This window comes from Pseudomonas sp. IPO3747 (assembly GCF_013385245.1).
In the GTDB taxonomy this organism is placed as follows: domain Bacteria; phylum Pseudomonadota; class Gammaproteobacteria; order Pseudomonadales; family Pseudomonadaceae; genus Aquipseudomonas; species Aquipseudomonas edaphica.
This window is the reverse complement of record NZ_JACAQL010000009.1, coordinates 10,948-22,105: the sequence shown is the minus strand read 5'-3', so window position 1 is coordinate 22,105 and position 11,158 is coordinate 10,948. Positions and strand designations below refer to the sequence as shown.

Annotated in this window: 9 protein-coding genes; 2 read left to right on the top strand and 7 right to left on the bottom strand. The window is 62.9% G+C overall.

The window, feature by feature from the left end; all coding sequences use genetic code 11:
• The first annotated feature begins 16 nt into the window (after window positions 1-16).
• Together HX790_RS13355 and HX790_RS13350 are read left to right on the top strand one after the other, a co-directional pair.
• Window positions 17-2,173 (top strand): outer membrane assembly lipoprotein YfiO, encoded by a 2,157-nt coding sequence (locus HX790_RS13355; RefSeq protein WP_176991654.1) that lies wholly within the window; start codon window positions 17-19, stop codon window positions 2,171-2,173.
• Window positions 2,170-2,874 (top strand): DUF3142 domain-containing protein, encoded by a 705-nt coding sequence (locus HX790_RS13350; RefSeq protein ID WP_017136611.1) that lies wholly within the window; start codon window positions 2,170-2,172, stop codon window positions 2,872-2,874. Before HX790_RS13355 ends, HX790_RS13350 begins: the two co-directional genes overlap by 4 nt.
• Window positions 2,875-2,990: 116 nt before the next feature.
• Here HX790_RS13350 and HX790_RS13345 read toward each other — a convergent pair whose 3' ends face one another.
• The 7 genes from HX790_RS13345 to HX790_RS13315 form a co-directional block, all read right to left on the bottom strand.
• A complete protein-coding gene (locus HX790_RS13345) occupies window positions 2,991-4,451 on the bottom strand; it encodes an efflux transporter outer membrane subunit (protein ID WP_176991653.1) in 1,461 nt (486 codons plus the stop codon).
• Window positions 4,448-5,506 (bottom strand): HlyD family secretion protein, encoded by a 1,059-nt coding sequence (locus HX790_RS13340; RefSeq protein WP_176991652.1) that lies wholly within the window; start codon window positions 5,504-5,506, stop codon window positions 4,448-4,450. The genes HX790_RS13345 and HX790_RS13340 overlap by 4 nt, the downstream gene beginning before the upstream one ends.
• A gap of 15 nt (window positions 5,507-5,521) precedes the next feature.
• The gene (locus tag HX790_RS13335) at window positions 5,522-7,057 is read right to left on the bottom strand and encodes an MFS transporter (protein ID WP_176991651.1); all 1,536 of its coding nucleotides are present in this window, start codon (window positions 7,055-7,057) and stop codon (window positions 5,522-5,524) included.
• Window positions 7,058-7,449: 392 nt separating this feature from the next.
• A complete protein-coding gene (locus HX790_RS13330) occupies window positions 7,450-8,370 on the bottom strand; it encodes a LysR family transcriptional regulator (protein ID WP_176991650.1) in 921 nt (306 codons plus the stop codon).
• Between the two features lie 60 nt (window positions 8,371-8,430).
• Entirely contained in the window at window positions 8,431-9,279 is an 849-nt protein-coding gene (locus HX790_RS13325) for an ABC transporter permease (RefSeq protein WP_017136616.1), read from the bottom strand.
• A gap of 11 nt (window positions 9,280-9,290) precedes the next feature.
• Window positions 9,291-10,142 carry an ABC transporter ATP-binding protein gene (locus HX790_RS13320; RefSeq protein ID WP_017136617.1) on the bottom strand — a complete coding sequence of 284 codons (852 nt, stop codon included), beginning with the start codon at window positions 10,140-10,142 and terminating at the stop codon, window positions 9,291-9,293.
• Between the two features lie 20 nt (window positions 10,143-10,162).
• The gene (locus tag HX790_RS13315) at window positions 10,163-11,056 is read right to left on the bottom strand and encodes a TauD/TfdA family dioxygenase (protein WP_017136618.1); all 894 of its coding nucleotides are present in this window, start codon (window positions 11,054-11,056) and stop codon (window positions 10,163-10,165) included.
• Between the last annotated feature and the right edge of the window lie 102 nt (window positions 11,057-11,158).

The following is an 11,158-nucleotide window of genomic DNA, read 5'->3' as shown; positions in this document are numbered from 1 at the left end:
GGATCAAGGACACGTCATGCGCATCGGTTTTCTGTCACCACTGACCCTGGCATTGCTCGCCAGCCTTTCCTTCCAGGCCCAGGCCAGCGGTGATGACTCGTGCTACCCCGACTGGCGGGTCTCACGCGACAGCCTTGAAGGCTGCAGCAACCTGCCCTTCCTGAGCCCGGGCAATGACAGCCGGGTCAACCTGCGCCTGTTGCTGGCGGATAAACAGGTGGCACCGCTGACGCCCAACGCATTGGGCGAGACGGACCTGGAAGAGGGCTTCGGCCCGGTGCCGTTCCCGGTGTACCGCCTGACCCCGGTAGCCGACGCCGCCGATGAAAAAGCCGACGTGGCACCTACGCCCAGCAAACTCGATGAGCTGCTTGCGCCGTTGGGCATTCAGCGTGAAGGCGACAAGGCGGCGGGTGACGCCTTCCTGACCGGCGAAGGCAGCCGTTGCCGCAGCAATGATGAAAGCAGTGCCACGGCGTTTATCAGCCAAGTGGTTAAAGCCGACGTGCCCGACGCGGAGCGCCAGCTGCTGGCCAAGGGACGTGTACAGATGCTCGGCGCCTGCACCTGGGACGGCGCAAGCCTGGGCGACCCGGAGCAGATCCAGTCCACCGCCGGCCGCGAACTGCGCACTTACCTGCAAGCCGCCGGTGACTTCTACAGTGGCCGTTTCGCTGATGCGCAGCGCGGTTTTGTTGCCGCCGCCACCGGCAGCCTGCCGTGGGTCAAGGAAACGGCGTCCTACATGATCGCCCGCACCGAGTTGAACCAGGCCCAGGAAAACGCCTTCGACGAATACGGCATGCCGCAATTGGAGCATGTGGATAAATCGGTGCTGGCGAATGCCGACACCAGCTTCAACCTGTACCTGAAAACTTATCCACAGGGCGAATACGCTGTCTCTGCCCAGGGCCTGCTGCGCCGGGTGCATTGGCTGGCGGGCGATACCGACAAGCTGGCCAACGACCTGGCCGCGCAGTTGAGCGCCAAACAGCGCAATGTGTCGCTGGACGACCTGGTGCAGGAAGCCGACAACAAGCTGCTCAGTGCCACCCAAAAACCTTCGGCCAACCCACTGATGCTGGCCGTCAACGACTTGATGTGGATGCGCGCCGGCAACCCGCCGCAGCTGAGCCGCGCGGCCCTGGACGCGCAAAAGCCGGTGTTTGCCCAGGAGCCGGCGCTGTACGACTACGTGCAAGCGGCGTTTGCCTTTTACGTCGAACATCAGCCCGATAACACTTTGAAGTTGCTGCCTCAGGACGTGCCCGCCAGCCTCGACTACTTCGCCTTCAGCCAGCAAACCCTGCGCGGCCTTGCCCTGGAAGCCAAGAAGGATTGGCAAGGCGCGCAAGCGCTGTGGCTGAAGCTGCTGCCCCTGGCCAAGCAACCTTTGCAGCGCGACCAGTTGGAACTGGCGCTGGCGATGAACTACGAGCGCAACGACCAACTGGCTAGCGTGTTCGCCAGCGATTCGCCGATCAGCGCCAAACAGGTGCGCTACATCTTGCTGCGCAACATCGCAGGCCAGGAACTGCTACGCCAACAGATCACCCAGGCCAGCGACCCGATCGAACGTGCCACCGCCCAGTTTGTGTTGCTGTACAAAGACCTGATGCGCGGCCAGTACGCCACCTTCGCCGACGACCTCAAGCAACTGCCGGCATCGGCGCCCGCCGACAAGCTCGGCACCAGCCTGGGCTATGTCTATGGCGATGGCCGCTCGCTGCAGTTGTTCCAGTGGAACGGTGATAAGGCGGAGTCCGGCTACGCCTGCCCGAGCATTGCGCAAATCGCCAGCACCCTGCAGGCCGATGGGAAAAACCCCAAGAGCCTGAACTGCCTGGGTGAGTTCATCCTGCGCAATAACCTCGATGGCATGCCACTGGACCAAGTGCGCGCCGCCGGCAGCCTGGGCAGCACCGCCTCGCTGTTCAAGGGCGAGACCTTCTCGCGGCTCGACGGTTACCGCCAGGTCATCGCCAACCCCAAGGCGCCACACAACGACAAGGCCTACGCGTTGTTCCGTGCGATCAACTGCTATGCGCGGGCCGGCTATAACGGCTGCGGCGGTGTAGACGTGGATAAATCCGTGCGTAAAGGCTGGTTCCGCCAGCTCAAAACCGGGTTTGCCGACACCGAGTGGGCGCAGTCGCTGAAGTACTACTGGTGAAACACCTGTGGCTAGGCTTGCTGCTCCTGGCAAGCCCGGCCTTTGCCGGCGTTGACGCTCGCGACTACGACGCCTTCTGGCTGTGGAGCGGGGTCACGCCGCAGCCGGTGCTCAAACAGGCGAAAACCCTGTACATCCTCCAGGGCCAGATCAACTCCACGCGCCGTGCGCCGCAATTGGGTGTGCAGTTTATCGCCCAAGGCATCAGCGTACCGCGCATCACCCAAGGCGAAGTCTGGGTGGTGTACCGCGCCCACACCCTGCACTGGCCCGAGCGCGTCTACACCCAACTGCTCGGCCAGGTGCAACGCTGGCGCGATGCGGGCAACCCGGTGGTCGGCATCCAGATCGATTTCGACGCCCGCACCCAATACCTGCACGAATACACAGGCTTCCTGCGCGACCTGCGCCAACGCCTGCCTGCTGACCTGCGGCTGAGCATTACCGGCCTGATGGACTGGAGCAGCAACGCCGACCCAGCCGCCATCGCCCAGCTCAAAGGCGTGGTGGATGAAGTGGTGGTCCAGACCTACCAAGGGCGCCATAGCATCCCGGATTACGCGGCGTATTTGCCACGCATGAACCGGCTGGGGCTGCCGTTCAAGGTGGGGCTGATTCAGGGCGGCGTGTGGGAAGAGCCGGGGTATTTGAAAGGGAGTGAATGGTTCAGGGGGTATGTGGTGTTTTTGCAGAACCCTTAAATCACGCAATATTCCATGTGGGAGCGGGCTTGCCCGCGATGAGGGTGCGTCAGTCAACATAACGTTGGCTGAACTACCGCTATCGCGGGCAAGCCCGCTCCCACAGTGGGTTATGTTCAGCCTGCGGGAATGGAGGCTGTAGCGGGGTAGACGGACTCCCAGCCACCGCCCAACGCCTTGTACAGCCCCACCATCGCCAGCGACACGCCGGTGGAGCTTTCTACCCACTGCTCCTGCGTGGCCAGCAGCGCGCTTTGCACGGTGAGCACGTTGACGAAATCCACCACGCCTTCGACGTACTGCTGTTGTGCGGTGCTCAACGCGATCTGGTTCTGGCGCACCGCTTCAGCGAGGCTGTCGCGGCGCAGTTGGCTGGCGTTGTAGCGGGTCAGTTGGTCATCGATCTCATGCCAGGCACGCAGTACGGTTTGCTGGTACGCCAGCGCCGCTTCCTGTTGCTGGGCTTCACGCAAATTCAACATGCCTTGCAGGCGCCCGCCATTGAACAGCGGCAGGCTGAACTGCGGGCCGAAGGCAAACGCGCGCGAGCCCCAGGAGCCGAAATCCGAGAGTTGCAGGGCCTGGGAGCCCAGGCTGCCGGACAAGGTGATACGCGGGTAAAAATCACCTTTTGCCACGCCGATACTGGCGGTGGCCGCATGCAGGCGCGCTTGCGCCTGGCGAATATCGGGCCGGCGTTCGGCCAGCTCCGAGGGCAAGCCGATGGCGACCTGGCGCGGGGTTTGCGGCACGGCGGCGTCCTTGGACAATTGCGCATGCAGCGCTTGCGGCGGCTCGCCCATCAGCAGGCTCAGGGCGTTGATCAGTTGGTCCTGACGCTGCTGCAAATCCGGTAAACGCGCTTCGATGGCGGCGACCTGGGCGGCAGCTTCGGCCACATCCAGGTCAGTGGCCACGCCGTCGGCCAGGCGCAGTTGCGAGAGTTTGAGGCTGTGGCGAGCGACCTCGAGGTTTTGCTCGGTGACAGCGCGCGTATTCTGCACGCCGCGCAGCTGGATGTAGTCCTGGGCGGTTTCGGCGAGTACCGACAGCAACACGGCGCGGCGGTCGTCTTCGGCGACTTGCAGGGTGGCGTCGGCGGCTTCGGTTTCGCGTTTGACGCGGCCCCAGAAGTCCAGCTCCCAGGCGGCGGAGAAGCCCATGTCCCATTGGTTGTAAGCAGATTGACCGTTGTTTTTGGACGGGTCGCTCAAGCCTTTGCCGCTGTTGCGCTGGCGTACGTAATCCCCGCTGGCGTTGACGTTGGGATAACGCTCGGCTGTGGTCACCTGACGCATGGCGCGGCTTTGTTGCAGACGGCTGCTGGCCAGTTTCAGGTCGAGGTTATCAGTGAGCGCACGACGCGTGAGGGCCGAGAGCTCTGCATCGTGGAACACGTCCCACCAACGCTCTTGCAAAGGGTCGGTCACCGCGTGGCTGGCCGCCTGACGGCCCTGGGGTTCGCGCCATTGGGTGACTTGCTGGCCTTGGGGCCGCTGGAAATCCGGGCCGACCGTGCAGGCGTTCAGGCTGATCAGGCTGATCAGGCTCAAGGTGAGCCAGGCAAATCGCTTCATTGCTGGGCCACCTCACGCGACTGCGCGACGGGCCGGGTGTCGACTGTGGCTTGCACCGACATGCCCACGCGCAGGCGTTCAATATGGGGCTGGTTCGGCTCCAGGATGATCTTCACCGGAATGCGCTGTACCACCTTGGTGAAGTTGCCGGTGGCGTTGTCCGGCCTGACCGACGCAAAGGTCACGCCGGTGGCAGGCGCCAGGCTCTCCAGGTGGCCCTTGAGCAACTCGCCGTCGAGGCTGTCGACGCTGAGTTCTACGGCTTGGCCGGCATGCATATGCGACAGTTGCGTCTCCTGGAAATTGGCCACCACATAGGCCTGGGCCAACGGCACGACCGCGAGGATCTTGCTGCCCGGCGTCACATAGGCGCCGACCCGCACGGCACGTTCACCGACCATGCCGTCCACTGGCGCGACAATGCGCGTGTAGGACAGCTGATAACTGGCCATTTCCAACGCTGCCTGGGCGCGTTTTAGCCCACCTTCCGCTGCGTCTCGCTGGGCGGTGAGGATTTCCACTTGCTTGCGTTCGGCCGCCAGTACGGCCGTGGCTTTGGCCAGGTTTGCGGTTGCCTGGTCGATGCGCGTCTTGGCTTGCTGGGCGTTCTGCACGGTGCCTGCGCCCACGCCGGCGAGGTGGTTGTAGCGGTTCAGTTCGTGCTCGGCGAACGCCACTTCGGCACGGTCGGCCGCGACGGTGGCCTGAGCCTGGGCGATCACCGAGCTTTGGCGCTCCAGGGTCGCAGTGGCGTTCTTCAGCTGGGCCTGGGCGACCAAGGTGTCGGCGTCGGCGGCCTGGGCGGCAGCACGAAAATCGCGGTCGTCGATCAACGCCAGCAATTGGCCGGCCTTGACCCGCTGGTTGTCTTCCACCAGCACTTCCTTGATAAAACCGGCCACGCGCGGCGCCACCAGCGTGAAGTCGGCGGCGACGAAGGCGTCGTTGGTGGTCTGGCGCTTGTTGCCCAGCACGCCCGGCGCAACCAGATAAACCAGGACGCCGACGGCAAACACAGCGATAACGGAGACGGCAATTTTGTCTTTGCGTTTCATGAGAAGTCCTTGAGGCTAGGTCGGTGCGCGAGGCGGAAAGATCCGCGTGGGCATCCAGAAAATCAGCAGGATTAACGCCACCGCGACACCGGCCATGACGTAATAGAGGTCCGAAGAAGTCAGCACCACGGCCTGCTGGTGCAGGCGCTGGGCAAGGCCCGGCGCCTCGCCGTCGGCCAGGGGCGAGTTGCCCAGGTGGTCCACCAGCATGGTCGAATGGAAGTGCTCACGCTGGGTGGTCAGCGTGTCCAGCACGGCCGTGGCGATGACCGCAGCGAGGCCTTTGACGGTGTTGAACCAGGCCGAGGCGAACGGCCCGTCCATCGGCTGGATGCTGCCGGTAGAGAGCATCAGCAACGGCAATACGGCCATGGGTTGCCCGAAAATCTGCAGCAGGTACCAGCCATAAAAATCGTCGCGTATCCACGCCGAGGTGAGGTGCGAGCTGCCGATGCAGCACAGCACCAGCATGCTCAAGCCAATGCCCAGCACCCAGCGGCAGTCGACCCAACGCAGGTTGCACAGCGCCGCCACCAGCGGCAGCGCAATCAATTGCGGCAACGCCATCAACAGCATCACCGGCGCGGTTTGCAGTGGCCGGTAACCCTGCACCTGGGCGAGAAAACTCGAGGGAATGATGATCACCGAGGTCAGTACCATCAGCACGCCCGCCAGTACGATCAGGGCGAACGCCAGGTTGCGCAGGCCGAGCATCTGCAACTTGAAAAACGGCACGGGGTGCGACCATTCATTGAGCATGAACAGCACCAGCAACACGCCGCCGCCGATCAGCAGAAAGGTGATCAGGCCGGACTCGAACCAGTCCAGGCGATTACCCTGCAACAGGCCGATCACCAGCATGCAGATCGCCGGAAAACCCAGCAGCAGGCCGCGCCAGTTGAACTGCTTGAAGCGCTCCAGGCGCAGCGGGTCTTGCGGCAAGCCGTAGGCCACCGCGGCCATCGCCAGCAGGCACGGCCCGACGATTTGCCAGAACGCCCATTGCCAGCCGACGTATTCGGTCCACAACGCCGCCAGCGGCGTGCCCAGGCTCGGGCCGAAGGTGGCGGTGAGTGCGTAACCGGCCAGGCCGTAGAGCTTGACGTGGGCCGGCAGGAAACGCAGCGCCACGGTCATCAACATCGGCGGCAATGCGCCGCCGGCCAGGCCTTGCACGGTTCGTAGTATCAGCAGGCTTTCGTAGTTCGGCGCAAAGGGGCACAGGATGCCCAGCAAGGTAAACAGGCCGATGGCGCACAGGGTGAAGCGGCGCAGCGAAAACGTCACCGAACACCACGGCGCAAAGGCCATGGCCGCCACGGAGGTGGCCGTGTAGGCCGCAACCAGCCAGGTGCCTTCGTCAAAACCAATGAACAGTGCACCGCGAATATCGGCGAGGGCTACCTTGGTGACCATCTCGTTGAGACCAGAGACCAGCACCGCCAACAACACGCCGACCAGGCCGATGATGATGCGCGGGCCGAACACAGGTGGGCTCAGGGCGGTAGGTTTGGCTGCAGCCTGGAGAGCGGGGGCAGCGAGGGATGTCATGAACGCGCAACTCGGAATTAGAAATACCCGACCAGTTTAAGGGGGCGCATACATGACAAAAAAGTTACTTATTGGAAGCTTATAAATGCACCAGACGCAATCCTCATGGGGTTAGGGGCAACTGCCCTGTTGTGGCGAGCAGGCTTGCCCTGCGTTGGGCTGCGAAGCAGCCCCAGTAAAGGCACTGCAGTTTTTCCTGAAAGTACTCAGCGTCTGGGTTTGGGGCCGCTTCGCAGCCCAACGCAGGCGGTGCGACGATTCGACAAGCCTGCTCGCCACAAGGGTAATTGGCTGCCTTTAAAAGTTGTGTAAGCGGTGGGTCAGGCAATGAATCCCTACACAGTCAGACCGCCATCGCAGGCAAGCCAGCTCCCACATTGATCGAGTGCACTTCAGCTGGGCTGGGCTTCGAGCCAGGTGGCATGGCAGCTCTCGCGCATGGTTTCGCGCAGCCATTTATGGGCCGGGTCTTTGTCGAAGCGCGGGTGCCAGGATTGGGCCAATACCAACGTCGGCAAGGAGATAGGCAACGGGAAGGCGCGCAATGGCAGGTTCAGGCGGTTGGCGCTCAGCAAGGCTTCCTTTGGCACCGGCAGCAGTAGATCAGAGTCGGGCAGCATGAACATCGCGCCGTGAAAGCCTGGGGCGATCATTGCCACGCGGCGCTCCAGGCCTTGGGCATTCAGCGCAGTGTCAATCGGGCCACGGGCGATGCCGCGTCGCGAAATGCTGATATGGGAATAGCTGGCAAACCGTGCGGCGGTGATTTCTTCGTCGAACAGCGGGTGATCTTGCCGCGCCAGGCCAACAAAGGTGGTGGAAAACAAATTCTGTACCTTCACCTCCGGGCTGGCCGGCAACGTATTGCTCACGCGCAGGTCCAGGCGCCCTTCGCGCAGCGCGTCGTCGTCGGTATCACCTTCGGGCACAAAGCACAGCTCGCACAGCGGCGCCATGCGCTCCATGGTGTCGAACAACCGACCGCCGTACACGCCGACAAAAAAGTCGTTGGCCCTCACGCTGAAGCGGCGGCGCAAGGTGCTGAGGTCTACCTGGTCCGCGGAGCGAAACAGCAACGCCGCCTGTTCCACCACGTTGCGCACCTGGCCTTGCAGCTGCAAAGCCTTGGGCGTCGGCACCAGGCCGCGACCGGCCCGCACCAGGATCGGGTCGCCCACCGTCTCGCGAATCCGCGTGAGCGTGCGGCTCATGGCCGCCGGGCTGAGGTTCATCCGCCGCGCCGCGCCGACCACACTGCCCTCGTCGAGCAAGGCGTCGAGGGCGACCAACAGGTTCATGTCCGGTAGTTGCATGCCAAGCACTCGTGAGCAGTGGGGAGTGAATTGCACGCAATCCTAGCAGGGATCAGTGGCTCAGCGCTGCATGCCCCAGCGCTTTACGGTGAGCCGCTCGAAAGTATCAAACACCAGGTTTTCCACCAGCAGGCCGATCAGGATCACCACGGCCAAGCCGGCAAACACTTTGTCGGTGTACAGCTCGTTGCGGTTCTGGAAGATGTACCAACCCAGCCCGCCTTTGCCGCTGGTGGCGCCGAACACCAGTTCAGCGGCGATCAGTGTGCGCCAGGCAAAGGCCCAGCCGATTTTCAGGCCAGCCAGGATCGACGGCAGCGCCGCCGGAATCAGGATGAACAACACAAAACGCATGCCCTTGAGGCCGTAGTTGCGACCGGCCATGCGCAGGGTTTCGGACACGCCGAGAAACCCCGAATAGGTGTTCAGCGCCAAGGCCCACAGCACCGAATGCACCAGCACAAAGATCAGGCTGTTCTGCCCCAGGCCAAACCACAGCAGCGCCAGCGGCAGCAGGGCAATCGCCGGCAGCGGGTTGAACATTGAGGTCAGGGTACTGAGCAGGTCGCGGCCCAGTTGGGTCGAGACCGCCAGCGTGGTGAGGGCAAACGCCAGCACGATGCCGATCAGGTAGCCCTTGATCAGCACCGCCAGCGAGATCCAGACCTTGCTCAACAGTTCACCGCTGAGCAAGCCGTCGAACAGTGCTTGGGAGGTCTGCAAAAAGCTCGGCAGCAGCAGGTCGTTGTTCTGGTAGCGGGCGACCGCCTCCCAGAGGATCGCAAGCACGATCAGGATCAAGCCCTTGCGCAGCCAGCCTTGCTGCCACAGGCGTTGGCGCAGGGGCAGTTCGCGCTCGACAGGGACGCTGAGCAGTGGTTCGAGGGTGACTTCAAATTCCTGGCGCATGGTTCGGCCCCTTAGTAAGCAATGCGGATATCGGCGAAACCCAACTCACGTTCGGCTTCGGGCGCTTCATCGAACAGCAGGCGATGAATGCGCCGCGCCGACGCCTGGAATTCCACACCGCCGAGGCTGTGCAGGTCGTATTGATGGCTGTGGATTTCTGCCCGCACGCGCCCGGGATGCGGCGATAACAACAGGATGCGGTTGCCCACCACCAGCGCTTCTTCGATGGAATGGGTGACGAACAACAGGGTGAAGCGCACTTCTTCCCACAGCAGCAGCAGTTCTTCCTGCATCTTGCGCCGGGTCAGGGCATCGAGGGCGGCGAAGGGTTCGTCCATCAGCAGGATTTTCGGTTGCATGGCCAGCGCGCGGGCGATAGCCACCCGGGCTTTCATGCCGCCGGACAGGGTGTGCGGGTAGGCGTCGGCAAAGGCACTGAGGCCGACTTTTTCCAGGTAGTGCAGCGCGCGTTCTTCGGCTTCGCGGCGCTTGAGGGTCTTGGAGGCCAGCAGCGGGAACATCACGTTCTGTTTGACGGTTTTCCACGGTGGCAGCTGGTCGAATTCCTGGAACACCACAATGCGATCCGGCCCGGGTTCGTCGACCTTTTGCCCCAGCAGGCGAATCTCGCCTTCGCAGGGTTTGATAAACCCGGCGATGGACTTGAGCAAGGTGGATTTGCCGCACCCCGAAGGGCCGAGCAGCACGTAACGGTCGGCCGGGTCGATTTCGAAACTGACCTGGTGCGTGGCCCGCACCACACGCTCGGGCGTGCGGTATTCGAGGCTGACGTTGTCCACCGCCAACAGCGGTTTGGCGGTACTCAGGGTGCTGGCCGCGTGGCCTTGCAGGGGCGCGTTCATGTCAACTCTCTTGCCGGGAATCAGAAAGGCGCATCGCCCTGGATGGTGGTGCGAAACAGTTTGCGGCGCAGATGGCTCGGGCAACCGGCAGCCAGGTGGATCAGCGAGCGGTTGTCCCAGAACACCATGTCGTGGGGCTGCCACTGGTGGCGATAGATGTTCTGCGGCAGCACGCTGTGAGCGTAGAGCTGGGCCAGCAGGTCGCGGCTTTCGTCTTCCGGCAGGCCGACGATGCGGGTGGTGAAACCTTCGCTGACGAACAGGGCTTTGCGGCCGTTTTCGGGGTGGGTGCGCACAATCGGGTGGACCACTTCCGCCACCTGAGCGAGCTGCTCGGGCGTGAGGGTTGGGCGCCAATTGCCTTCGAATTTGGTTTCGCTGTAGCGCGCCGTGTAGGAGTGCGCGGCGCTGCGGCCTTCCACGGCTTTGCGCAGGTGCTCGGGCAGTTGGTCCCAGGCTTTGTGCATGTCGGCGAACAGGGTGTCGCCGCCTTCGGAGGGCAGCTCCTGAGCGTGCAGCATCGAGCCCAGGCTGGGCAGCTCTTTATAGGAGAGGTCCGAATGCCAGAATTTACCCGCATCACCCAGGCCGATGGATTGGCCGTTCTCGATGATGTTGGAGACGATCAGGATTTCCGGGTGGTTGGCCAGCAGGAACTGTTTGAGCACGTGGATCTGCAGCACGCCGAAGCGGCGGCTGAAGGCGATCTGTTGTTCGGGGGTGATGCGTTGGTCGCGGAACACCACGACGTGGTGATCCACATGCGCGCGGTGGATGCGCGCGAAGTCTGTGTCGTTGACCGGGCGGGACAAGTCCAGGCCAACGATCTCGGCGCCGACGCTGCCGGGCAGTGGGCGAATCTCGAAGGATTGGGCGGTTGGGGTCGCTGTTGGAACAGTAGAGGTGGCGGACATGAGGGCACTCCCGGTCGGACAGGGGAGTGAATTTATAGGTATAAGAATGGAAGCTTAAATACCGTTAGCGAATATCGATATGCTTTAGGGTTGGGATCTGCG

Bases quoted from the DNA above. Each gene is read 5' to 3' on its own strand.
- HX790_RS13335 (WP_176991651.1), bottom strand. From the start codon at position 7,057: ATGACATCCCTCGCTGCCCCCGCTCTCCAGGCTGCAGCCAAACCTACC.
- HX790_RS13325 (WP_017136616.1), bottom strand. From the start codon at position 9,279: ATGCGCCAGGAATTTGAAGTCACCCTCGAACCACTGCTCAGCGTCCCT.
- HX790_RS13320 (WP_017136617.1), bottom strand. From the start codon at position 10,142: ATGAACGCGCCCCTGCAAGGCCACGCGGCCAGCACCCTGAGTACCGCC.
- HX790_RS13355 (WP_176991654.1), top strand. From the start codon at position 17: ATGCGCATCGGTTTTCTGTCACCACTGACCCTGGCATTGCTCGCCAGC.
- HX790_RS13330 (WP_176991650.1), bottom strand. From the start codon at position 8,370: ATGCAACTACCGGACATGAACCTGTTGGTCGCCCTCGACGCCTTGCTC.
- HX790_RS13315 (WP_017136618.1), bottom strand. From the start codon at position 11,056: ATGTCCGCCACCTCTACTGTTCCAACAGCGACCCCAACCGCCCAATCC.
- HX790_RS13345 (WP_176991653.1), bottom strand. From the start codon at position 4,451: ATGAAGCGATTTGCCTGGCTCACCTTGAGCCTGATCAGCCTGATCAGC.
- HX790_RS13340 (WP_176991652.1), bottom strand. From the start codon at position 5,506: ATGAAACGCAAAGACAAAATTGCCGTCTCCGTTATCGCTGTGTTTGCC.